Source organism: Lysobacter sp. HA18, from assembly GCF_054057595.1.
The window spans coordinates 677,974-700,596 of record NZ_JBSRZL010000001.1 but is presented as its reverse complement, the minus strand read 5'-3'; the positions used below and the strand labels follow the sequence as shown (position 1 = coordinate 700,596).

Annotated in this window: 25 protein-coding genes and 3 pseudogenes; 16 read left to right on the top strand and 12 right to left on the bottom strand. The window is 67.9% G+C overall.

The genetic code is table 11. The features are described from left to right. Window positions 1-2: 2 nt before the first annotated feature. Window positions 3-1,461 (bottom strand): annotated as a pseudogene (locus tag ACVWWW_RS03515) (dihydrolipoyllysine-residue acetyltransferase). Window positions 1,462-1,689: 228 nt separating this feature from the next. On the opposite strand from ACVWWW_RS03515, the gene ACVWWW_RS03510 reads away from it, so the two are divergent. The 3 genes and pseudogenes from ACVWWW_RS03510 to ACVWWW_RS03500 all read left to right on the top strand — a co-directional run bounded on the left by ACVWWW_RS03510 (window position 1,690) and on the right by ACVWWW_RS03500 (window position 3,490). Continuing rightward, complete coding sequence (locus ACVWWW_RS03510) at window positions 1,690-2,325, top strand: OmpW family outer membrane protein (RefSeq protein WP_027083860.1); 636 nt, start codon at window positions 1,690-1,692, stop codon at window positions 2,323-2,325. Window positions 2,326-2,448: 123 nt separating this feature from the next. Continuing rightward, window positions 2,449-2,653: pseudogene (locus ACVWWW_RS03505) on the top strand (hypothetical protein). A gap of 3 nt (window positions 2,654-2,656) precedes the next feature. Continuing rightward, window positions 2,657-3,490 (top strand): DNA-formamidopyrimidine glycosylase family protein, encoded by an 834-nt coding sequence (locus ACVWWW_RS03500; RefSeq protein WP_081672281.1) that lies wholly within the window; start codon window positions 2,657-2,659, stop codon window positions 3,488-3,490. Here ACVWWW_RS03500 and ACVWWW_RS03495 read toward each other — a convergent pair. The 3 genes from ACVWWW_RS03495 to ACVWWW_RS03485 all read right to left on the bottom strand — a co-directional run bounded on the left by ACVWWW_RS03495 (window position 3,388) and on the right by ACVWWW_RS03485 (window position 5,893). After that, window positions 3,388-4,305 carry a hypothetical protein gene (locus ACVWWW_RS03495; RefSeq protein WP_456998635.1) on the bottom strand — a complete coding sequence of 306 codons (918 nt, stop codon included), beginning with the start codon at window positions 4,303-4,305 and terminating at the stop codon, window positions 3,388-3,390. The two genes, ACVWWW_RS03500 and ACVWWW_RS03495, sit on opposite strands and share 103 nt — an antisense overlap. A 74-nt stretch (window positions 4,306-4,379) precedes the next feature. Beyond that, window positions 4,380-5,267, bottom strand: a complete 888-nt coding sequence (locus ACVWWW_RS03490) for a DMT family transporter (RefSeq protein ID WP_027083863.1) — start codon at window positions 5,265-5,267, stop codon at window positions 4,380-4,382. Window positions 5,268-5,302: 35 nt separating this feature from the next. Further along, window positions 5,303-5,893: a hypothetical protein gene (locus ACVWWW_RS03485; protein ID WP_027083864.1), complete on the bottom strand. Its 591-nt coding sequence runs from the start codon at window positions 5,891-5,893 to the stop codon at window positions 5,303-5,305. 44 nt (window positions 5,894-5,937) lie between these two features. Here ACVWWW_RS03485 and ACVWWW_RS03480 point away from each other — a divergent pair, with 44 nt between their 5' ends. The 4 genes from ACVWWW_RS03480 (at window position 5,938) to ACVWWW_RS03465 (ending at window position 7,695) form a co-directional block, all read left to right on the top strand. Next, window positions 5,938-6,420 (top strand): YajQ family cyclic di-GMP-binding protein, encoded by a 483-nt coding sequence (locus ACVWWW_RS03480; protein ID WP_027083865.1) that lies wholly within the window; start codon window positions 5,938-5,940, stop codon window positions 6,418-6,420. Then, on the top strand, window positions 6,421-6,963 hold the full coding sequence (locus ACVWWW_RS03475; RefSeq protein WP_027083866.1) for a DUF1415 domain-containing protein: 543 nt from the start codon (window positions 6,421-6,423) through the stop codon (window positions 6,961-6,963). 79 nt (window positions 6,964-7,042) lie between these two features. After that, complete coding sequence (locus ACVWWW_RS03470; protein WP_027083867.1) at window positions 7,043-7,471, top strand: DUF2178 domain-containing protein; 429 nt, start codon at window positions 7,043-7,045, stop codon at window positions 7,469-7,471. Then, window positions 7,471-7,695, top strand: a complete 225-nt coding sequence (locus ACVWWW_RS03465) for a helix-turn-helix transcriptional regulator (protein WP_027083868.1) — start codon at window positions 7,471-7,473, stop codon at window positions 7,693-7,695. The genes ACVWWW_RS03470 and ACVWWW_RS03465 overlap by 1 nt, the downstream gene beginning before the upstream one ends. 13 nt (window positions 7,696-7,708) lie before the next feature. Here the strand turns inward: ACVWWW_RS03465 and ACVWWW_RS03460 are convergent, their stop codons facing one another. Next, window positions 7,709-8,410, bottom strand: coding sequence for a 16S rRNA pseudouridine(516) synthase (locus ACVWWW_RS03460; protein WP_027083869.1), 702 nt, complete (start codon window positions 8,408-8,410; stop codon window positions 7,709-7,711). Beyond that, window positions 8,407-9,478, bottom strand: a pseudogene (locus tag ACVWWW_RS03455) (class I SAM-dependent methyltransferase). The gene ACVWWW_RS03460 and the pseudogene ACVWWW_RS03455 overlap by 4 nt, the downstream one beginning before the upstream one ends. Window positions 9,479-9,563: 85 nt before the next feature. Here ACVWWW_RS03455 and ACVWWW_RS03450 point away from each other — a divergent pair. Next, the gene (locus ACVWWW_RS03450; protein ID WP_027083871.1) at window positions 9,564-9,821 is read left to right on the top strand and encodes a hypothetical protein; all 258 of its coding nucleotides are present in this window, start codon (window positions 9,564-9,566) and stop codon (window positions 9,819-9,821) included. 10 nt (window positions 9,822-9,831) lie between these two features. On the opposite strand, the gene ACVWWW_RS03445 is transcribed toward ACVWWW_RS03450, so the two are convergent. After that, window positions 9,832-10,488 (bottom strand): M23 family metallopeptidase, encoded by a 657-nt coding sequence (locus ACVWWW_RS03445; protein WP_036143204.1) that lies wholly within the window; start codon window positions 10,486-10,488, stop codon window positions 9,832-9,834. A gap of 116 nt (window positions 10,489-10,604) precedes the next feature. On the opposite strand from ACVWWW_RS03445, the gene ACVWWW_RS03440 reads away from it, so the two are divergent. The 4 genes from ACVWWW_RS03440 (at window position 10,605) to ACVWWW_RS03425 (ending at window position 15,116) form a co-directional block, all read left to right on the top strand. Beyond that, entirely contained in the window at window positions 10,605-10,961 is a 357-nt protein-coding gene (locus ACVWWW_RS03440) for a DUF3247 family protein (RefSeq protein ID WP_051235540.1), read from the top strand. 74 nt (window positions 10,962-11,035) lie between these two features. Continuing rightward, on the top strand, window positions 11,036-11,650 hold the full coding sequence (locus ACVWWW_RS03435; RefSeq protein ID WP_027083873.1) for a PAS domain-containing protein: 615 nt from the start codon (window positions 11,036-11,038) through the stop codon (window positions 11,648-11,650). Between the two features lie 195 nt (window positions 11,651-11,845). Further along, a complete protein-coding gene (locus ACVWWW_RS03430) occupies window positions 11,846-13,960 on the top strand; it encodes a sensor domain-containing diguanylate cyclase (RefSeq protein ID WP_027083874.1) in 2,115 nt (704 codons plus the stop codon). Between the two features lie 106 nt (window positions 13,961-14,066). Further along, window positions 14,067-15,116, top strand: a complete 1,050-nt coding sequence (locus ACVWWW_RS03425) for a GAF domain-containing protein (RefSeq protein WP_027083875.1) — start codon at window positions 14,067-14,069, stop codon at window positions 15,114-15,116. 75 nt (window positions 15,117-15,191) lie between these two features. Here the strand turns inward: ACVWWW_RS03425 and ACVWWW_RS03420 are convergent, their stop codons facing one another. Continuing rightward, window positions 15,192-15,398, bottom strand: a complete 207-nt coding sequence (locus tag ACVWWW_RS03420) for a cold-shock protein (RefSeq protein WP_027083876.1) — start codon at window positions 15,396-15,398, stop codon at window positions 15,192-15,194. Window positions 15,399-15,586: 188 nt separating this feature from the next. Then, window positions 15,587-16,018 carry a hypothetical protein gene (locus ACVWWW_RS03415; RefSeq protein ID WP_027083877.1) on the bottom strand — a complete coding sequence of 144 codons (432 nt, stop codon included), beginning with the start codon at window positions 16,016-16,018 and terminating at the stop codon, window positions 15,587-15,589. A gap of 98 nt (window positions 16,019-16,116) precedes the next feature. Here ACVWWW_RS03415 and ACVWWW_RS03410 point away from each other — a divergent pair, with 98 nt between their 5' ends. The 3 genes from ACVWWW_RS03410 to ACVWWW_RS03400 all read left to right on the top strand — a co-directional run bounded on the left by ACVWWW_RS03410 (window position 16,117) and on the right by ACVWWW_RS03400 (window position 18,595). Continuing rightward, window positions 16,117-16,383, top strand: a complete 267-nt coding sequence (locus ACVWWW_RS03410; RefSeq protein ID WP_027083878.1) for a DUF3297 family protein — start codon at window positions 16,117-16,119, stop codon at window positions 16,381-16,383. Between the two features lie 111 nt (window positions 16,384-16,494). Further along, entirely contained in the window at window positions 16,495-17,754 is a 1,260-nt protein-coding gene (locus tag ACVWWW_RS03405; RefSeq protein ID WP_036143206.1) for a PilT/PilU family type 4a pilus ATPase, read from the top strand. A gap of 43 nt (window positions 17,755-17,797) precedes the next feature. Next, on the top strand, window positions 17,798-18,595 hold the full coding sequence (locus ACVWWW_RS03400) for an MOSC N-terminal beta barrel domain-containing protein (protein WP_027083879.1): 798 nt from the start codon (window positions 17,798-17,800) through the stop codon (window positions 18,593-18,595). Between the two features lie 6 nt (window positions 18,596-18,601). Here ACVWWW_RS03400 and ACVWWW_RS03395 read toward each other — a convergent pair whose 3' ends face one another. From ACVWWW_RS03395 to ACVWWW_RS03385, 3 genes are all read right to left on the bottom strand, one after another. Then, window positions 18,602-19,582: an NAD(P)H-quinone oxidoreductase gene (locus tag ACVWWW_RS03395; protein WP_027083880.1), complete on the bottom strand. Its 981-nt coding sequence runs from the start codon at window positions 19,580-19,582 to the stop codon at window positions 18,602-18,604. 60 nt (window positions 19,583-19,642) lie between these two features. Beyond that, a complete protein-coding gene (locus tag ACVWWW_RS03390) occupies window positions 19,643-21,253 on the bottom strand; it encodes a diguanylate cyclase domain-containing protein (protein WP_051235542.1) in 1,611 nt (536 codons plus the stop codon). A 202-nt stretch (window positions 21,254-21,455) separates the two neighbouring features. Further along, complete coding sequence (locus tag ACVWWW_RS03385; protein WP_027083881.1) at window positions 21,456-22,052, bottom strand: YdeI/OmpD-associated family protein; 597 nt, start codon at window positions 22,050-22,052, stop codon at window positions 21,456-21,458. A gap of 207 nt (window positions 22,053-22,259) precedes the next feature. On the opposite strand from ACVWWW_RS03385, the gene ACVWWW_RS03380 reads away from it, so the two are divergent. Beyond that, window positions 22,260-22,529, top strand: coding sequence for a KGG domain-containing protein (locus tag ACVWWW_RS03380; RefSeq protein WP_027083882.1), 270 nt, complete (start codon window positions 22,260-22,262; stop codon window positions 22,527-22,529). The last annotated feature ends 94 nt before the right edge of the window (window positions 22,530-22,623 follow it).

Here is a 22,623-nt window from a genome sequence, read left to right as displayed (position 1 = left end):
CGTCAGAGCAGCACGCGCCGCATGTCGGCCATGAGCTGCGCGAGATATGCGGTGAAGCGCGCGGCCGATGCGCCATCGATCACGCGGTGGTCGTAGCTCAGCGACAACGGCAGGATCAGGCGCGGCTGGAACTGCGAGCCGTCCCACACCGGCCTCATCGCGGACTTCGACACTCCGAGGATCGCGACTTCCGGCGCGTTGACGATCGGCGTGAAGCTGGTGCCGCCGATGCCACCAAGCGAGCTGATCGAGAAGCAGCCGCCGGTCATGTCGGCGGGGCCGAGCTTGCCGTCGCGCGCCTTCTTCGCGAGCTCGCTGGTTTCCTGCGCGAGTTCGACGACGCCCTTTTTGTCGACGTCGCGGATCACCGGCACCACGAGGCCATTCGGCGTGTCCGCGGCGAAGCCGACGTGGAAATACTTCTTCAGCACCAGCTTCTCGCCGCTCGCATCGAGCGATGCATTGAAGTCCGGATACTTCTTGAGCGCGGCGACCACGGCCTTCATCAGGAACGCGAGCATCGTCACCTTGACGCCGCTCTTCTCGTTTTCCTTGTTGAGCGCGACGCGCAGTTCTTCGAGCTGCGTGATGTCGGCATCGTCGTGCTGCGTGACGTGCGGGATCATCGCCCAGTTGCGTGCCAGGTTCGCGCCGGAAAGCTTCTTGATGCGCGAGAGTTCACGCACTTCGATCTCGCCGAACTTCGCGAAGTCGACCTTCGGCCACGGCAGCAGGTTGAGGCCACCACCGAGCGATGCACCGCCCGCCGACGGCGCGGCGGTCGCGCCCGACATCACCTGCTTGACGTGCTGCTGCACGTCTTCCTTGGTGATGCGGCCACCCTTCGCGCTGCCACTCACGCGTGCGAGGTCGACACCGAGTTCGCGCGCGAACAGGCGCACTGCGGGGCTCGCGTAGGGCACGGCATCGGGCATCAGCTCGCCGGCGTCGAACGTCACCGGCGGCGTACGCGGTTCGGCAGGCGGCATCGGCGCAGTGGTCGTCGTCGGCGCTGCACCCGGAACGGAACCGCCGTGCGCGGCGATGTCGCGCTTGGTGAGGTTGTCGACATCGCCCGACACCGCGACCGGCTCGACGCGGTTCGGGCGTTTCGGCGGGACGCGGCTGCGACGAAGACGTCGCGACCTGCGCGGTATCGGCGCCCGGCTGCGCACCGTTCGACGACGGACCGGACGTCGCTGCGGCGGGTGCGGCTGCGTCGGCCGGCTCGATCATCGCGACCAGTGCGCCTTCGGCGAGCTTGTCGCCGACCTTGACCTTGAGCTCGCGCACCACGCCGGCGAACGGCGCGGGCACTTCCATCGTGGCCTTGTCGGACTCGAGCGTGACGAGGCCCTGGTCGGCTTTCACCGTGTCGCCCACGGACACGAGCACCTCGATGACGGGGACGTCGTCGTAGTTGCCGATGTCGGGGACGCGCGCTTCCTTCAGGTCAGCCATGCAGGACTCCGCAATGAATATTGCCAAACCACCATTCTCGCCTCTGGCGACGATTGCGCCAACCGCGCCTCGACATTACATCGACGCGCGACTACCGAACGCGATGTTTCGTGCGCGTGGAAGCGACCGTCCGCGGGGCAAGGAAGGTTCAGTCGCACGAGGTTAGGTTGCATGCACCGGTCGGTGGCGCCGACCGTTCCCTGCAAACGATTACAAGGAGGCCACTCCATGAAACAGCATCTCACCCTCGCCCTTCTGGGCACTCTCGCCGTCGCTCCCTGCGCCTTTGCTCAGGACGCCGGCACCGGTTCCGCCAGCGGCAAGCACGTCGCCATCGTCGGCGGCGTCGCTCTGAACAATCCGACGGGCGATGCCAACGTCGGGGCGGCACGAACCAATCTGGACGGCGAGGCCGTCGGCACGCTGGGCGCCAGCTGGTTCATCAACGACAACATCGCGATCGAAGGCTGGGGTGCCAGCAAGGCCGGTTATCGCATGACCACGGCCAACGGCAAGGTCGGCAGCGTCGATGCGCAGCCGTATGCACTGAGCGGCCAGTACCACTTCGGCTCGCCGGACAAGACGGTGCGTCCGTTCGTGGGCCTGGGCTACTACCAGATGAACTACGACGACGAATCCGCACAGGCCGGCGCGGCCCTGTCGGGCCATCGCATCGGCGTGGACACCGCGCAGGGCCCGATGGCCACGGTGGGCGCGGACCTCAACCTCGGCGAGCACTGGTTCGCGCGCGGTGACGTGCGCTACCTGCACGGCAACTCGGATCTTTCGGTCGACGGCGTCAAGGCCGGCGAAGTGAAGGCGAATCCGGTGGTGGTCGGCGTCGGTATCGGTACGCGCTGGTAACAACAGCTCGCGACAGCGGGAACGGAGCGGGCCCTTCGGGGCCCGTTCTGTTTGGCGCGCATGGATTCACGCGTCGTCCGTCGCGCGGCCGCTAGCCTGCAGGTCGACCACGGGAGTGCCGCGATGACGACGAAACTCGACGGGCCGTTGCGTCGCGAACTCGACGTCGGCGGACAGGCCTACACGCTCACCATCGACAAGGATGGCCTGCGACTTGTGCAGAAGGGCCGTCGCAAGGGTCTCGACCTGCAATGGAAGGCGCTGCTCAGCGGTGACGCCGGGGCTCGCCGCCGCGCTGCAGGGCAGCGTCGCGAACCTCAGGAACTGAGCGATGCCCGAAGGCCCCTCACTCGTCATCCTGCGCGAAGCCACCGAGTCACTGGTCGGGCTCAAGGTGCTCGAAGCCACCGGCAACACCAAGCAACCGCTCGAACGCCTGCCCGGGTCGCGGCTGCGCGCGATCCGTACCTGGGGCAAGCATTTCCTGCTGGATTTCGGCGATTTCTCCATCCGCATCCACATGCTGATGTTCGGCAGCTATGCGATCGACGAACGCAAGGAAGACAAGACGCCGCGGCTGTCGCTGCGCTTCACCCGCAAGCGCGAGCTGAACTTCTACTCGTGCTCGGTGCGCTACATCGAGGAGCCGCTGGATGAGGCCTACGACTTCACCGCCGATGTCATGGCGGACGAATGGGACCCGAAGGCCGCGCGTCGCAAGCTCAAGGACATGCCGAACACGATCTGCGCGGATGCGCTGCTCGAGCAGGACGTATTCGCCGGCGTCGGCAACATCATCAAGAACGAGGTGCTCCACCGCATCCGCGTGCATCCCGCGACGCGCGTGGGCGACCTGCCGCCGCGCAAGCTCGGCGACATGATCCGCGAGGCGCGCACCTACAGCTTCGACTTCTACGAATGGAAGAAGGAGTTCACCCTGCGCAAGCACTGGCAGGTGCACGCGAAGAAGACCTGCCCGCGCGATGACACACCGCTGAGCTTCGAGCGCCATCTCGGCGTCAAGAAACGCCGCGCGTTCTGGTGCGATACCTGCCAGAAGCTCTACGGCGACACGGTGTACGTGCCGTCGCCACCGACGAAACCGGCTTCGAAGCGGTCGACGAAGTCCGCCCCGAAGCCGGCCAAACGCGTCAGTCGCCGATGATGCGCAGACCGAAGATCAGCTGAGCCGACTGCACGCCACGCACCGAGCCGCTCACGTTGAGACGCACCGTCGTCGGCTTCTTGAAGAACTCGTTCACCTGCGCATCGGTCAGGCCGAAACGTGTCGGTCAGCGTACGGCGATTGATGAAGCCCGCGATGCAGACCGCCGAATCACGATAGCGCTCGCTGATCGTGGTGCCAGGCGGCAGCGGCACCTGGTACATCTCCGACGACGTCATGCTCGAGGTCAGGTGACCGTTGAACGGCAGGCCCGTGGTCGGATCGATCAATGACGGATCCGCGAGCACCGGGTTCTCGATGGTGAGCGTCGGGTTGTAGCGCAGCTGCGACACGGCGTTCGTCGCGCCGGGATTCGTGTAGGTGACGTTGATGAACGGCGAGAACCAGTAGCACATCAGCGACTTGGTGGCCTTGCCCGGCAGCGCGATGTGCGCGATGTCGGTGAGTGCGAAATTCGTGTTGACCGTGGTGCTGGTGATGGGCGTGCACGGATCGGTGCTGGCCGGGTCACACGCGGTATCGAGCGTGACCACGCCCTGCGTCAGGCCGAGCCACGTGAGGTTGCGACCGAACGAATCGACATCGCCGACGTCATCGACGGTGACCGCGGCTGCCGACATCGTCGGCGTGGCGACGCTCTTGTTGCCGCGCGTCATGCGCAGTGCCTGCTTGCTGGGCAGCAGGTCCAGGCCGCGCGGTTCTACTGACCGGCGTGTTGCGGCGCCCGCCTGCTGCGCGGCGAGCACACCCGCGAGTACGAGTGCCAGCGAAACCGTTGTCGTGATGCGAGCCATTACATCCCCTCCGTGAGTTGTGGTGCGCGGAGGATGGACCTGTGACGGCGCGCACAAGAGGCCGCCTGTCGGCTTCACGGGGTCGTAACGATTTCGACCTCGCTGGCGCGCACGCGTTCGCGTCGCAGCAGGTAGAGCCCGCTGCCGACGATGATCGCGGCGCCGAGCCAGGTCATCGCATCGGGCAGCACGCCCCAGATCGCGACGTCGAGCAGTACGCCCCAGACGAGTGCGGTGTATTCCAGTGGCGCGATGAGCGAGGCCTCGCCGAGCCGGAATGCTTCGGTGACCGCGTACTGGCCGATGCTGCCCGCCACGCCGACACCGACGATGACCGCGACGTCCGCGCCGCGCACGGGATGCCAGTCGGGCAATGCGAACGCACCTGCGCCGACCGCCATCAACACGAGCAGCCAGACCATCATCGCCTGCGTGCTGTCGGTGCGCGCCAGAATGCGCACGCTGATCGCGCTGACGGCGTACATCGTCGCGGCGAGCAATACCGCAAGCGCCGCAGTGCTGACGAGGCCGTCGCCGGTCGGCCGCAGCAGCACCAGCGTTCCGAGCAGGCCGATCGCGATCGCCGTCCAGCGTCGCGGCCCGACCTTCTCGCGCAGGATAGGCACGGACAACGCGGTGACGATCAGCGGCGCAACGAAGAAGATCGAATACGCCGTCGACAGCGGCAATGTTTTCAGCGCATAGACGAACGACGCCATCATCGCCACGCCCATCGCGCCACGCAGCAGATGCAGCGGCCAGCGCACGCGTAGAAGCGGCGCGACGCCGCCTCGATGCAGCGCCCACGCCAGCACGAACGGCAGCGACGCCGCGCCGCGCAAGGCCGCGACTTCGAACGCCGGGTAATGCGCGCTGAGATGCTTCAGGCCCGCGTCCATCAGCGAAAAGCTGGCGACGGCGGCCAGCATCATCAACATGGCACGGGACGGGCGGCTCGACATCGACGACTCCGGAGACGAAGCCGCACGATGCGTGGCTAGGTGCCGGCGCGCAACCTCGCGAAGCGCCGCAGCCGCGCACGCAGCACCAGCGCATGCGCGAGCGGATAACCGCCGAGCAGCCCGCCGAGCATCGGCAACGTGGTGTGCATCGATGCGGGCAGCACCGTCAGCCCGCCGGCGGCCGACAGCAGCGCACGTGCGAGCACGGCGGTCGCAAGCAGCGCCATGAAGAGCCGATGCGGACGTGCTTCGACGAAGCGCCCACCGCGGCGCAGCTCGGTGGTGAAAGCCGCACCCGCGCCGAGCACGAGCCCGACGCCGAGTCCCGCCGCGAGCGCGGTCACCGAATCCGGATGACGCCACGCCGCGATGGCGAACGCGACCAGCAGCGCGACGACGAGCAACACCGCCCGCAGCACCAGCGGCGGGCCGAACACGGGCTGCCAGACCGGGCGACGGAACGGGCGTCGCACCAGCCCGACCACGCCGAGCACGACGCCCAGCGCCATCACCGCGACCAGCAGCGCGAGTGCGATCAGCAGCGGCACGGCGGCGCGATGACGGCGGGAAACGGGGCGATCGGTCGTGTCATCGCGCGAGCATTGCGCAGCGGCCGTCGTCGCCACGCGACCGCTGCGCTAACCTGTCGCCGTTTTCACGGGAATCCGCCATGCCTTCGTTCGATATCGTTTCGGAAGTCGACGCCCACGAGCTCACCAATGCCGTCGACCAGGCCAACCGCGAGCTGACGACGCGCTTCGACTTCAAGGGCGTCGATGCGACGTTCGAGCTCGACGACCAGAACATCAACATGTCCGCGCCGAGCGACTTCCAGCTCAAGCAGCTCAGCGACATCCTGCGTGCGCGGCTGATCGCGCGCGGCATCGACGCGCGCTGCCTGGAGTTCAAGGACGTGCTGGTGAACGTGGCCGGTGCGCGTCAGACGGTGGCGGTCAAGCAAGGCATCGAGCGCGAACTGGCGAAGAAGATCCAGACGACGATCAAGGACGCCAAGCTCAAGGTCGACAGCCAGATCAACGGCGAGAAGCTGCGCGTGACCGGCAAGAAGCGCGACGACCTGCAGGCGGCGATGGCGCTGCTGCGCGCCGCCGAGTTCGAACGCCCGCTGCAGTTCGACAACTTCCGCGACTGAGTGGACGTCGAGCCCGTCGAGATCGCCGCGACGCGCCGCTGGCTGGAGCGCGCGGTGATCGGGCTGAATCTCTGCCCGTTCGCGAAGGCGGTGCACGTCAAACGGCAGATCCGGTTCGTGCTGAGCGATGCGCGCGATACCGACGCGCTGCGCGGCGAACTCGAACGCGAACTGCAGCATCTGCACGCCACGCCCGCCGACGAGATCGACACCACGCTGATCGTGCATCCGCGGGTGCTGCAGGATTTCCTCGACTACAACACCTTCCTCGCCGTCGCCGACCGCACCGTGCGCAGGCTCGGTCTGGAAGGCGAGATCCAGGTCGCGAGCTTCCATCCGGATTACGTGTTCGCCGGCGAGCCGGACGACGACGCATCCAACTGCACCAACCGCACGCCCTACCCCACGCTGCACCTGCTACGCGAGGCGAGCATCGATCGCGCGGTCGCGGCGTATCCCGATCCGGACGTCATCGTCGAGCGGAACATCGCGACGATGCGGCGGCTGGGCGTCGACGGTTTCCGCCGGCTGCTGGCGCCGTGATGTAAATTTTTCTTGACATCGCTCGGCGATCCGCTCAACCTCCACATGTAAGGTTTTTCATACATTAGGAGACGCCGCCATGCCGATGTCGTTCCGCGAGAAAAGCCAGTGGGTCGTGCTCATCGCGCTGCTGCTGGTCTACGTGCCCTACTTCGTCCGCGCGCTGCCGGGGCATGGCGCGGACGTGGCGCCGTCCGACGTGGCCCGGTTCGTCGGCGCGGTCATCGCCATGGTGCTGTTGCAGGTGGTCGGCCACGTCATGCTCACCGTCGCCAACCGTCGCGATCTGGCCCACGGCGTGCAGCGTGACGAGCGCGATCGCCTGATCGACCAGCGCGCCGGGCGCATCGCCCTGCATGTGCTGTCGGTCGGCGTGTTCGCCACGCTGTGCGCCGCGCTGCTGGTGCGGGGCAACTTCGTCGTCGTGCACGTGCTGTTCGGCTTCTGGGTGCTGTCGCAGGCCGTCGAACTGACGACGCGAATCGCGCTCTATCGCCGGGGGGCGTGATGGGCAAATCGACGCGACGCCTGACCAATCGCCTGAAGCAATTGCGGCTGGACGCGGGGATCACCCAGCAGGATCTCGCGGACGCCGCGGGCATCACGCGGCAAACCGTCATCGCCATCGAAGGCGAAAAGTATTCGCCGTCGCTGGAAGTCGCGTTCCTGATCGCGGAAGCGCTCGGCGCGGCGATCGACGACGTGTTCCAGCTGCAGGCGCGCGCCGGCTAAGCAGGTCGCCGCATCAACGGACGAAGACCGCGTCGATATCGGCAGTCGTCATCTCGCGCCATTGGCCGGACGGCAGGTCGCCGAGATCCAGCGTACCGATGCGCGCGCGATGCAGCGCGTCGACGTGATTGCCGACCGCCGCGAACATGCGGCGCACCTGGTGGTAGCGGCCTTCGGTGATGGTCAGACACGCATGGCGTGCATCGATCACCTCGAGCGTGGCCGGTGCCAGCGGCGTGGTTTCGTTCTCCAGCATCATCGTGCCGCTGGCGAATAACGCGGCTTCGTCGCCGCGAAGATTGCTGGCGAGCGTCGCCTCGTACACCTTGGGCACGTGGTGCCTGGGCGAAATGATCCGGTGCAGCAGCGCGCCGTCGTCGGTCATCAGCAGCAGACCGCTGGTATCGCGGTCGAGTCGGCCGACGGTGGACAGGATCGGATCGCGCAGGCGGAAGCGCGGGGGCAGCAGGTCGTAGACGAGACGGCCGGCGTCCTTGGTCGAACAGGTGTAGCCGGCGGGCTTGTGCAACATCAGCGCGAGACCGGGCGGCGGATCCAGCGGTTCGCCGTCGAAGCGGACGTCGCGCGCATCACGCACGTCGTCAGCGTAGAGCACGTCGCCGGTTGCGTCGGTGATGCGGCCCTCGCGGAACATCTGCTGCACCTGACGGCGCGAGCCGTAGCCGAGGTTGGCGATGAGTCGCAGCAGTTTCATCGACGCGCCTCGAACGCCTTGAAGCCGCGCGCGTCGGCGAGCACGCGCACCTCGCGGAACACGCTGGTGAGCGTGGCTTCGTACGGCAGGTGGCGGTTGGCGACCATGAAGAAACGTCCGCCGGGATTCAATGCACCCGCGGCGACTTCGATGAAGCGTCGGCCGAGATCGGGACGATCCATGCGGTCGTCGGCATGGAAACGGCGGATTGCTGACGATCACGTCGAAGCGCCCGTCGATGCCGGCGGTGACGTCGGCCCAATGCGTGTCGATGGCGACACGCGGTGCGAAGCGCGCGAGGTTGTGTGCGAGCAGCGGCAACGCGCGACGTTGTGCCTCGAACGCATCGAGCGTGATCACGCCGGGATTACGCGACAGCAGTTCGATCGCCAGGTAACCCCAGCCTGCGCCGAGATCCGCGGCGCGTCCGGCGAGATCCGCCGGCAGATGCGCGGCCAGCAATGCCGATGCCGGATCCACGCGATCCCATGCGAACAGGCCGGGCCGACTGAGCACATCACCGCCGAGGATCGCGCGCTGCGCATCGAGCGCCAGCCAATCATCGACCACCGACGACACGGCGCGACCCGGCTCGGTCCACACCACACGACACTTGTGCTTGCTGAGCACGCTGACTTCGCCGCCGACCGCGGCGAGGTCGTCCTGCATCGAACGCGCGCCGGCGTTGTTGGCGGCGCAGGCGACGACGCGACCGGTGTCGCCGGCGAGTTTCATCGCGCGCGCCAGCATTGCGCGCGCCTGTTCGCGCTGGCGTGGCGGAAGCACGAGAACCAATGGAAACGTGGCAGGCGGCATGAACTCCTCCGCAGCAATGTTGAAACCATTGCGCTCCAGCGCCGCGGCCGGCGGGCGGTAGTCCTGCTCGCAGGCGATGCCGGCGTGGGCCCAGCGCTGCAAGGCCGGGCCCGGCCGCGCGCCGAGGAAGACGGCACCGGTCGGCGGCGGCAACTGGCCGTCGTCGAAGGGAAGGAACAGGGCGTCGAGGGCCGGATCGGTCTGCACGGCGTGTCGGATTGCGGGGGCGCGACAGTCTAGGGCCTCGCCCATTGCCGCGGCCGCAACGCTCGCTTCATCGCATGCGAACACGAGTCGGACCAGTCTGGTCGCAACCCATCCATCCGGAGGCGACATGATCCGTGCACTCTTCGTCGGCGGCGTAGTGGACAACAGCGAGATGGACCTGGACGGTCCGCAGCCACCGAAGCATTACCCGGAGAACACGGGTGGAGGCGCGTCGCGTTACAGCCTTCGGCAGGTGGGAACGACCGAAGACCGCGTCGTCTATGCGGTGTACGGCGCGCCGGACGTCGACGATGGCTTCGTCCAGCGTGTCGCCGACGAACGCGATTACGCGCGACGCTTCGCCGCGCAGGCGCAAACGGTGCACTGAGCCTGCGGCGTTACTGCGCCAGCAGCGGATACGGATTGATCGGCGTCGACTTCCACCACTGCTTCTCGGGGCCGAGGTCGCCGACACTGAAGTGCAGGTGCGGCGCTTCGGGGCTGGCGTCGCCCGTGCTGCCGACATAGCCGATCACCTGGCCCTGCTTGAGCGCCTGCCCTTCGGCGAGGCCGGGCGCATAGCCCTGCAGGTGCGCGTAGTAGTAGACGCGCTGCCCGTCGGGGCCGAACTCGTAGATCGTCAGACCGCCGAGCTTGCTGGTGAACAGCTTGGCGACGGTGCCGTCGATCGCGGCGAATACCGGCGTTCCGGCCGGGGCCATGATGTCGATGGCCTCGTGCACGCGGCCCGCGGCGCGGCTCTGCGTGTAGGTATCGACGAGTTGCGTGCGCGCGACGCCTGCCACCGGAATGATCAGTCCGCTGCCGGTGACGACGGGCGTAGCCGCTGGCGCAATCGGCGCGACGGCTGACAGCCCAGGCGTCGGCGCGACCGGCGCTGAGGGCGTGGTCGTTGCAGGCGTCGCGGTGCCGGTCGGCGTCGACACAGCAACAGGCGTCACCGGGCACGGCGCGGCGTTGGAACGCGCGTAGTACCAGGCAACGTTCGCGCCGAGCAGCGCGCCGATGGCGAACACGAGCAGGTAACGAAGCATGTGGAGCCTCCTGCCGCTGATCGTGCACAGCGGCTGTTCGCACCCGCGTGAAGCCGCTTCGTTCACCGCGGTTTGGCGCGCCGCCGCCGAGCATGGCGACCTTCAGGAGACCGCCCATGCGCATCGCACCCCGCGTCTACACCGCCCAGTACGACATCGATCGCCTGCAGGCGATGATCTTCGAGCTGCCCAACGACGAGCACGTGCAGCTCACGCTCGACGACGGCCGCGTGCTCAGCGGCGTGATCGCGGGGCGTCCGATGACGATGCAGTTCTTCGATCCGAACGGCGTGGAAGGTACGAACGGCACCGTGCGCCTCGAACAACCCGCACTCGAGCATCCCGAGCAGGCGCGATGGGTGGATCTGTTCCTCGACCAGATCGTCGAAGTGCGACATCTCGATCGACACGAACTCGCTGCGCGACCGGCCGCTGGCGCAAGCGACAGCGTGCACTCGTCGCGAACGGAATGAACAGGGAACGTTGACGCCTGCTTCACGGAACGACGCAAATCCTCGCCGCCCCCTGTAGGTCCAAGAGGCGCGGGATGCTCATGCAGATCCACCGCTCCCCGGCGTCGCGCAACAACGCGCACGTCCATCTCCATACGATGCTCGATCTACTGCCGGCGGGTGCGTGCATCTGCGACGCGCACGGCCGCATCACCCACTGCACGGCGAAGGCGATCGCGCTCTGGGGTTGCCAACCCGACCTCGAAGACGACGCACCGCGCTGGAGCGGCGCCATGCAGCTGTTCGACGAAGACGGCCGACCGATGTCGCACTGCTCATCGCCGCTCGCGCGCGCCGTGCATGACGGCGTGCCGCACCACGGGCGTCGCGTGCAGCTCGCGCGGCCCGATGGCACGCGTCGCCATGCACTGAGCTATGCGAGCCCGCTGATCGACGACCACGGTGACGTGACCGGCGGGCTCGACCTGCTGGTCGACGTCACCGAGCAGCACCGCGTCGCGCAGGCCGAGCGTCAGCGCGTGCGTGCGCAGGGCGAGCAGCTCGTCGCGCTGGCCTGCGAAATCCGCGCCAGCCTGACCCCGTTGCGTCGCCCCGATCGCGAGGTCGCGGCGCCTGCGTTCGACGACCAGCTGCGCCACATCACCCGCCTGGTCGACCGCGTGCTCAACCTCGAGGTCGACGCCGACTAAGGCGACGCGCTTGATTCTCCACCCGGTGCGGCCCACCCTTGGCGCCGCCCGGGCCGCCCGCCCGGAGATCCACTCCGGCCGACCCATGCGAACGACACCCCATCGCGGCGTCCGTGTCCTGCCTCGCGCCCGCGTCGCGCGCGGATCAGGCGCAACTGCGACGCCCGCACGTGTTGCCGCGCACCAATTCGCGCCATGAACAGCACCACCCTCGACCGTTCGCTCGATGCTGCCCTCGAGGGCACATTCGCCGACGCGCCGTTCGGCATCGGCTGCGTCGACACGGCCGCTCAGTGGCTGCATGCCAACACCGCGCTGCGCGCCATCCTCGGCGGCGACACGTTGCCGTCGCTGCGCCAGCTGGCCGGGGCGATGCATGCCACGGCGCTCGACGACCTGCTCGCCGGCCGTCGTGCACGGCTGCGGCTCGAACCAGAGCACGCCGCATCGCAGCCGGTGCTCGACGTTCTGCGCATGCTTGATGCGGACGGCCGCGTTGCCGGTTTCATCGTCCATGCCGAAGACCTGTCCGCGCAGCGCCGTGCCGCCGCCGAGCGCGATGCCTTCTTCGCGCTGACGCCCGACCTGCTCGCCTTCGTCGACGCACGCGATCGGCTCGTCGAAGTGAATCCCGCATGGGAAACCACGCTCGGCTGGCCGGCGCGCGAACTCGTCGGCCATCGCGTCGACGAATTCGTGCACGAGGACGATCGCGACCGCGTGCTCGCGCAGTTCGCCGACGTGCGCGGGGGCTTGGCCGATACGACGTTCCGCGGCCGCCTGCGTTCGCGTTACGGCGGTTATCGCTGGATCGAATGGCAGGTGCGCGAGTTCGACGTCGCGCGTCTTTACTGCACCGCGCGCGACGTCACCGACCAGGTGCGCGCACGCGATTCGCTGCTTCGCCATCGCGACGAACTCGAACGCCGCATCACGCAGCGCACGCACGAACTCGATCGCGCGCTGGCCCGCCTGCAGCTGCATGCGGACAACTCCCCGTTGGCGACCGTCGAATGGGATCGCCACCTGCGCGTCTCCCACTGGTCGCATCGCGCACGCGAAATGTTCGGTTGGCGCGAGGACGAGATCGTCGGCCGCGAACCGTCCACCGCACCGATGCTGCATCCCGATGACGTTGCGGTCGTCGACGCCGCGATGCAGCGCCTCGCCACGCGCGAAGCCTCGCGCAGCGTGCACACCGTGCGCATGGTCGCGCGCGACGGCCGCACGCGCGTCTGCGAATGGTTCGACTCGGCGCTGTTCGACGCGAGCGGACGCGTCACGTCGATCCTTTCGCTGGTGCAGGACGTCACCGAACGCGAAGCCGCGGCGACGGCATTGGCCGACAGCGAGGAACGGTTCCGCCTCGCGTTCGAGCAGACCGCGGTCGGCATGGCGCACGTCGCCCTCGATGGGCACTGGCTGCGGATCAACCGCCGACTTGCCGACCTGCTCGGTCGCGACCTCGACGAACTTGTCGGCACCACGCTGCGCGACATCGTGCATCCCGATGATCGCGATGCCGACGCCGCCGACATGGCACGCCTGCTCGCAGGTGATATCGATTCGCTCGACGTCGAAGCGCGCCTGCTCTGCATAGATGGCAAGGCGATCTGGACGCGACGCCAAGTGTCGATCCGTCGCGACGCGAGCGGCGCGCCGGTGCATCTCATCGTCGTCGTCGAGGACATCGACGCACGCAAGGCGACCGAAGCTGCATTGCAGCGCGCGCACGAAGAACTGGAAGCGAAGGTCGCCGAGCGCACGGTCGAACTCGAACGCCTGATGGCGGTACTGGAAGGCCAAGCGCGGCAGGACGCATTGACCGGCCTACCCAATCGTCGCGGCTTGATGGAGCGCCTGCCGCGCTCGATTGACCGCAGCGCGCGCCATGAAGGCGCGATCGTCGCGATGTTCGTCGATCTCGATCGTTTCAAGCACGTCAACGACACGCTCGGCCACGACGCGGGCGACGTGCTGCTGCGCGAATGCGCGCAACGCCTGGTGGCATCGGTACGCAAGACCGACATCGTCGCGCGACTCGGTGGCGACGAGTTCGTGATCGTGCTGGAAAACGTGCGCGATCCGGAAACGCATGCGCGCCGCGTCGCGGAGAAGATCCGCCATGCGCTGGCGTTGCCGGTCGATGTGGGCGTCGGACAGATCGCGGTGTCGGCGAGTGTCGGCGTCGTGGTGCAGACCTCGGGGCCGATCACCGCCGACGAGCTGATCGCGCATGCCGATCGCCGCATGTATGCGGCCAAGCACGCGGGCGGCAATGCGGTGCGCATCGAGGACGCGCCGCACTGAAGCGCGACGCGCGTCACCTTTATTCACACCGGCGCAGGTGATTTCCCCCGCTGTGGCGTAACGCACGCATCGCTAAGCTGGTTCGAATTCCGCCTCGCGATGCGCCATGTCCGCTGCCGCCCTGCCTGCCAATGAGCTGTCCCGCCAGTCGCTGCTCGAAGCGCTCGGCATCCTCGACACCGCGCCGGAAGACGACTACGACGACATCGTGCGCATCGCCGCGACGGTCTGTCGCGCGCCGACCGCGACCATTTCTCTGGTGGACGCCGACCGCCAGTGGTTCAAGGCGCGCGTCGGCATCGACGATTCGGAAACACCGCGCGAGATCTCGTTCTGCGCGCACGCCATCCTCGATCCGGACGATCCGCTGATCGTCGAGGACGCCGCAGCTGACCCGCGTTTTTCCGACAATCCGCTCGTCACCGAGAACGGCTACCGCTTTTATGCCGGCGCGCCGATCGAAGCCGGTGGCATGCCGATCGGCACCGTCTGCGTGCTCGATCGCGAGCCGCGCAGCCTGACGCAGCAACAGATCGAGGTGCTGCAGGCGCTGGCGCGGCAGGTCGCACGCATGATCGAACTGCGCCGCGCGAGCCGGCTGCTGAAGCTGCATCTGCGTGAGCGCGAATGGTTCGCTTCGCAGCTGGTCCGTCATGAAGCGCTGCTGCAGTCACATGCGCCGCAGGCGGCGACCCCGGGCGTGGTGGATCCGCTGACGCGCCTGCCCGGCCCGGTCGCGTTCGCCGAGGCGCTGGACGCCGAAATCGCGGCGCGCACCGACGGCGAACTGCAGGTCGCGCGCATCGAGATCGACGACCTCGACAACTTCGAGGAAATCCACGGTGGCGACGAAACCCGGCGCGTACTGCTCGAACTCGGCCGACTGCTGAGCGCTGGCGACGTCACCGAAGGTCGCGTGGCGCGCATCGGCCGCGGGTTCGCGCTGGCGATGCCGATGTCGCTGACCCAGGCGGTCGCGCAGTGCGTGCGGTTGTCGGATCACGCCGGCAATCCCGCTTCCGGCGTGCCGGTCACGCTGAGCATCGGGCTTGCGACGGTCGAACCCGGCGAACGCGCGAGCGATGCGCTCGAGTGCGCCGAGCATGCTCTCGCGCAGGCACGCGGCGCGGGCGGTGCGCGGGTCGAAGTGCGCTGACCCGCCCGAACGACAGGCAAAAAAAAGCCCGGCCGAAGCCGGGCTTTTAATTTGCGACCTGAAGGTCCGCGCGGATTACTCCGGCTGGACGGCTTCGGCCTGCAGGCCCTTCTGACCCTGGGTCACGGTGAAGGAGACCTTCTGGCCTTCCTTCAGCGACTTGAAGCCCTGGGTCTGGATCGCGCGGAAATGCACGAACACGTCTTCGCCATTCTCGCGGCTGATGAAACCGAAGCCCTTAGCGTCGTTGAACCACTTCACAGTGCCGACTTCACGGGACATGTGTAACTCCTTAGAACAATGGATGGTGCCGCGGGAGCGGCGGTAGCGCTGTTCACAAGGAGTGATCTAGCAACGATGGAGCGGATCATCGATCAACAGCATCGGGTCACAGGTCACGGTGACCCCTGGAGCAGCGGGGCTACCGTAGAGCGTGTAGCCACCAATTGCAACGTCCGTCTGTCGCTTCTTCAGGCGGGTCGCCGTAACGGCGCTGCCGGTGCGGCGTCCGCTTGGGCCAGCGCGAGGTCGGCCAGCAGCCAGCGCTCGGCCTCCTGTTCATTCCGGAAGACGCGGCCGACGAGCCCTGCGTCCAAGGCCCGCGCCTCGGCCGCGACCAGCAGCCCGGCGTTCTCGGTGGCGTCGACATAAGCGACCCGGATGTCCCGGAAACCCATGCCGATCAGGACTTCCACGACCTCGGCCATCTCCGCCGGCACCGCGTTTCCGAGCAGCGCCTCGACCACCATCAGCCGCTGGACGCCGCGCGCGCGGCACTCGGCCTCGATCTGCATCCAGTACGCGATCGACACCTCGAAAGTGTCTTCCGGGCCGTCGACGCGGGCCAGCAGGTAGTGCTCGCGCGGCTCGAACCGGAGCGTGAAGGGCGGCGTCTCGTTCATCCGCACAAGCCTAGCGGCAGGCGATTTGCGCGCGCACGGGCGGTTGGTCACGGTCGGCTGCGATAATGCGGCCCCGCTCCGCCCGACCCTGATCGACCATGACCGACACGTTCCCCGACCGCCTCGCCACCGACCCACGCAGCCCCTTCCACGACGCCGCCCTGCTCGAGCGCGGCATCGGCATCCGCTTCAACGGCAAGGAGCGCAATGACGTCGAGGAGTACTGCGTGAGCGAAGGCTGGATCCGCGTCGCCGCCGGCAAGGCTCGAGACCGCCGCGGCCAGCCGATGACGCTGAAGCTGCGCGGCGCTGTCGAGCCGTTCGCGCTGCTGCCGGACGCCGCGTCGGACGTCGAGGCCGACTGACGCACCCCGCGCCGCGCGCGATCTCCGGATCGCCACGCGGCGCACGCTTCGCGCGGTTCATCGTCGACGAACGCGGCCGATATCGCGGGGGTCTTCCCCCGATCGCCGCGCATGACCCAGCTCACCGACGACCAGGCTCGCGACTACATGCACAAGCTCCTGGCCGCCATGGCGAACGCCGGCGGCTCGGACCTGTTCATCGCGCACGACTTCCCGCCCAGCATGAAGTCGAACGGCCAGATGACGCCGCTGAGCCCGCAGAAGCTCACCGGCGCGGTGACGCAGCAGCTCGCGCGTTCGCTGATGAACGACAAGCAGCGCGCGGAGTTCGCCGAACAGTTCGAATGCAACTTCGCGATCGTCGTGCCCGGCGTGTCGCGCTTCCGCGTCAACGTGTTCATGCAGCAGGGCCATGTCGGCATGGTGCTGCGCACGATCGCCGCGGAAATACCGAACTTCGAGAAGCTGCGCCTGCCCGAGGTGCTGAAGGAGCTCGTGCTCGCCAAGCGCGGCCTGATCCTGCTCGTCGGCGGCACCGGGTCGGGCAAGTCGACCTCGCTCGCGGCGATGCTCGACCATCGCAATCGCACCACCGCTGGCCACATCATCACGGTCGAGGATCCGGTCGAGTACGCGCATTCGTCGCAGAAATCGCTGGTGACGCACCGCGAAGTCGGCGTCGACACGCACAGCTGGCATCACGCGCTGAAGAACACGTTGCGACAGGCGCCGGACGTGATCCTGATCGGCGAGATCCGCGATGCCGAGACGATGGAACACGCAATCGCGTTTTCCGAAACCGGGCATCTGTGCCTGTCCACCCTGCACGCCAACAGCGCGTCGCAGACGATGGAACGCATCATCAACTTTTTCCCGGAAGAGCGCCGCACGCAGCTGCTGATGGATCTGTCGGCGAACCTGCGCGCGATCGTCTCGCAGCGCCTGGTGCGCACCGAAGACGGCAAGGGGCGCGCCGCGGCGATCGAAATCCTGATCAATACGCCGACGATCGCCGAGAAGATCTTCAAGGGCGAGTTCAACGAGCTCAAGGGGATCATGAACAAGTCGCGCGAGCTCGGCATGCGCACGTTCGACTGGGCGCTGTTCGAGCTCTACAACGACGGCCTGATCTCGTACGACGAAGCGATCCGCAACGCGGATTCCGCGAACGAGTTGCGGCTGAACATCAAGCTCAAGAGTCGACGTGGCGAGCCTGCGAACGCGGCCGGGCTGTCGCTGTCGCTGCACGCGGCGCCGAGCGCGGACGAAGCCGAAGCGATCCGTCGCGAAGAGCTTCGCAAGCAACAGGAAAAGCGCGAACAGATCGAACTGGAACGCATGCAGCTAGAGAAAGCCGCTGCGCGCACCTGACGTTCCGCCGCGGCAATAATGGCGGCCCGACCGGAGTCGCCCGATGCACGTCGCCTCGCTGCACATCCACCCGCTCAAGTCCTGCGCGCAGCTCGACGTCGACACGCTCGACGTGACGCCACGCGGCCCGGTCGGGGATCGGCGCTGGCTGGCGGTCGATGCGGACGGGAACTTCCTGGCCGCCCGCAAGCATCCGCGGCTGGTCGGCATTCGCGCGTTGCCGGATGCGCAGGGCGTCGTGCTGTCGGCTAGTGGCGAAGCGCCGATCCATGTGCCCGTTCCTCGGCACGACGCACCGCGCAGACACGTCGTGATCTGGGACGACCGCGTCGAGGCGATCGATGCCGGCGACGCTGCAGCCGCGTGGCTGACGCGCTATCTCAACCTGCCCGCGCGACTCGTGCACATGGACGACAGCGTGCATCGCCCGGTCGACCCCGATTACGCGATCGACGGCGATGAAGTGAGCTTCGCCGACGGTTATCCGCTGCTGGTGATCTCGCAGGCCGCGCTCGACGACCTCAACGGGCGACTGGCGTCGCCGGTGCCGATGGTGCGCTTCCGTCCGAACATCGTCGTCGCCGGCACCGCACCGCATGCGGAAGACGACTGGCGACGCGTGCGCATCGGTGATGTCGAGTTCGATGCCGTCAAACTCTGCACGCGCTGCGTGTTCACCACGATCGATCCCGCGACGATGACGCGCGATCCCGACGGCGAGCCCTTGCGTACGCTGCTTACGTATCGCCGCACGCCGAAGGGCGTTGCGTTCGGCATGAACCTGATTCCGCGCGGCACCGGCCGCATCGCGATCGGCGACGCCGTCACGCCGATCGACTGAGCCGCATCAGGGCATCAGCACGATCTTGCCGGTGTGCCGGCCCGACTCCAGCCACGCATGCGCCTGCGCGGCCTCGGCGAGCGGAAAGGTGCGATCGACGACGACGCGGATGCGGCCATCCGCGATCCACGGCCAGACCACGCGCTCGACTTCCGTCGCGAGCCGCGCCTTTTCCGCAGCGTCGCGCGGGCGCAGCGTCGAACCGGTGAGCACCGCGCGCTTGCGCATCAGCATCCACACCGGCACTTCGAGCATGTCGCCGCCCTGCGAGGCGATGTAGACGACGCGACCGCCGGTGTTGAGCGCTTCCATCGTCTGTGCAAAGTACGGCGCGCCCACCATGTCGAGCGCGACGTCGACGCCGCCCGCATCTTTCGCGATCGCGCCGAACTCTTCGCGCGTGGTGTCGACCGCGATGTCGGCGCCGAGGTCGCGCGCCGCCTGTGCCTTCTCCGCACCGCGTGCCGTCGCGATCACGCGCGCGCCGTGCGCCTTCGCCATCTGGATGGCCATCACGCCGATGCCCGACGTCGCGCCGTGCACTAGCAACGTCTCGCCGGATTTCAGTCCGCCGTGCTCGAACACGTTGGCGTAGACGGTGAATGCGGTTTCCGGAATGGCCGCGGCCTGCAGCACGTCGAGGCCGCCTGGGATCGGCAGCGCATGACGCGCATCGACGACGGCGTATTCCGCATAACCACCGCCGCCGAGCAGTGCGCACACCAGATCGCCTTCATGCCAGCGCCCGGCCGCCCGCACGACTTCGCCCGCGACCTCGAGCCCGAGCGTGGCCGGCGCACCCGGCGGCGGCGGATAGCGGCCCTCTCGCTGGAGCAGGTCGGGACGATTCACGCCCGCGGCGAGCACGCGCAGCAGCAACTGGCCGGGCGCGGGTTCCGGACGATCGGCGATCACGGGATGCAGGGCGTCGGCGGGGCCGGCACCGTCGCGCACGGCGATCGCGGTCATGGTGGCGGGAAGGCTCATCGTCGGCTCGCGTCGAAGGACGCCGAACCCTAGCGCACGGCCGCGTTGCGCTGCGTCGACTCAGTGCGACGCGACGGTCGCGAGCTCCGGGGCCCACAACGTCGCCCGGCCCTTGCCGTTGCGCTTGGCGTTGTACATGGCCTGGTCGGCGCGGGCGAGCAGCGTGGTCGCGTCGATGCCGCTGCGCGGCTTGTACACGGCGACGCCGACGCTGGACGAGAGGTGGCGTTCGGTGTCGGCCACCACATAGGGCGCATCGGCGACGCGCAGCAGCTTGCCGGCGACGAGATCCGCCGTCGGCATCGGTTCGGCAAAGGCTTCGGCGACTACGACGAACTCGTCGCCTGCGAGCCGCGCGACCATGTCGACCGCGCGCACCGAATCGCGGATGCGGCAGGCGAACTCGCGCAGCACGTCGTCGCCGGCATCGTGGCCGTAGGTGTCGTTGATCTGCTTGAAGCCGTCGAGGTCGATGAAGTAGACGCCGAGCGCCGTGCCGTTGCGATCGGCGCGCTGCAGCGCGCGCGGCAGTGATTCGAGCAGCAGGCGACGATTCGGCAAGCCGGTCAGCGGATCATGCAGCGCCTGCATCGCCAGCGACACTTCGAGCTGCTTGCGCCCGGTGATGTCGCGCAGGAACGCGTCGAAATAGCGGCGATCACCGCGCCAGCGCGAGCGGATCGACAGTTCGGTGGGAATCTCGCGACCGTCGCGCGTCAACGCCTGCATCTCGGCACGACGACCGATCCATTGCGTCTCGCCGCCGGCAATGAAGGAACGCAGGTCGGCGTCGAAATCCTCGCGCTGCAGTTCGGGGAGCAGCAGCTCGGAGAAGCGCCGACCGTAGGCCTGGCTGCGCGACCAGCCGAAGATCGTGCGCGCGGCGCGGTTCCATTCGACGACCCGGCCGTCCTCGTCGAGCATCAGGAACGCATCGTTCGCCTGCTCGAGGATGGCGCGATGGTTGGCGGCGCTTTCGACGAGTTCGGCCGTGCGTTCCTCGACGCGCGCTTCCAGTTCCTCGTTGAGCCGCGCCAGCGCCTGGCCGCGTTCGGCGAGGGCGTCGAGCATGCCGTTGAACGAGTCGACCAGACGGCCGACCTCGTGCACGCGGCTCGGCGGTGCGCGCACATCATGGCGCCCTTCGCGCACGGCGTCGGCGACGTCGAGCAAGCGGTACAGGCGACGCGTGACCATGTGAGCGAGGCCGACCGCGAGCAGCGCACCGAGCGCAACGGCGACGAGCGCGAAGATCAGGCCGTCGCGCAACGTGTCGCTCAGCGCGCGCGCGATCGGTGCCGGATCGGAGACGACGCGCAGCGTGCCGACGCTGCGGCCGCCGGCGCGCAACGGGATACTCGCGCCGGCATGCGCGTCGCCGCGGCGCACCACCTCGCCACCGTTGGCGTCGACCACATCGAAGGCGATGAGCCCGGCGTCGTCGGCCAGTGTCGCGGCGATGGTGTTCGCCGACGCGACGTCGCCCCGCACCACCGCGGACGCAAGCCGGGTGGCGGCACGCGTGGACAGCTGGTGCACGTGGCGGGCTTCGGCATCGCGCAGGGACGACTGCTGGCGCAGCACCGCATGCGCGACGAATGCGGTCATCAGTACGGCCTGCACCAGCATCACGCCGGCGGCAAGCTGGCGTCGCAGCGACGCGCGACTCATCCGCGACTCCGGCGGAACGCACGCCCGTGACGCGCGCACAGGCGCGTCGGCGGCTCCGTTGGAGCGCCGGCACGCGATGCGATCGCGGCCGACGGCAGGTGGTCGTGCATCAATGGCCCCGCAAACGACGGCAGCGGGACGTCCCCGCAGTGGCGGGCCAGACGGTCCGCCTCAATCCTTAACGGCGGTCGGGGGCGAACCTTCAGCCGCCCAGATGCTTCCAATGGCGGGGTTTTCCCTCGGCCAGCCATTCGAGCGCCTGCGCCAGCCGGCGGGCGCGGGTGTCGTCGCGCTTGGCTTCGACGATCCATTCGATGTAGTCGCGGCGCTGGCTGGGCGAGAACGCGTCGAAATGGCGACGCGCGACCGGATGCGCGTCCAGCGCGTCGCGCATGACCTCGGGCATCTCCAGCGCGGGGCGCGGCGTGCGCGCACGCGTCGGTTTCGGTGCGTCGCTTTCGACCAGCGCGATCGCGCGGCGCACCTGTTCGGCGATGTCCGCGGTGGGCGGCAGGTCGTCGAGCGAACGCAACTGGCCGAACTGGCCCATGCCGTCGTTGCGCGCTTCGCCCACCACTTCGCCGCCGCGCCAGTACCCGAAACTCGCGTGCTGTTTGAACGCGCCCATGCCTGCGATAAGGCGGCCCTTGTGCATGAACACGGGACGCGCCCAGCGGATCGATTCGTCGAGCTCCGCACAGGCCGCATGCATGTCGCGACGCAAACGTTCGAGCAGCGGTCGCGCGAACGGCGCGGCGTTCGCGATGTAGGTGTCGACGCGTGGATCGCGGGTCGTCATCGTGTTCTCCAGTCGCTTGCCCCGTTCATGGTGCACGAATGCAGCCGCATCGCGCAGTCATCGTCGTGAGTGCATTTCTCATCGCGGTGAACGCCGTTAACCACTCTCGACATCCGCATGGCGTGGAACTTACGCCATCGCCACGACACTGGCCGCGGGCGTCAACCACGTCCCGCACGATCCACTTACTTACGAGAGGAATCGAACATGGCGAACAATCAGGGTGGTAACCAGGGCGGTAATCAGGGCGGTCAGGGCAGCGGACGCGGCTTCGCGTCGATGGATCGCGACGAGCAGCGCGAGATCGCGTCCGAAGGCGGTCGCGCGGCGCATCGCAGTGGCAACGCACACGAATTCACGTCGGAAGAAGCACGCGAAGCAGGGCGCAAGGGCGGCGAAGCCAGCCACGGTGGTGGCGGCAACCAGGGTGGAAATCAGGGCGGCAACCAGGGCGGGCGCGGCGGCAACAACCGCTGATCGATATACCGGTGCAACCAGGACGGCGCGGATCACTCCGCGCCGTCTGTTTCGTACGCAACAGCCTTGAACTGCGCTCGCGCGATGACGCGGG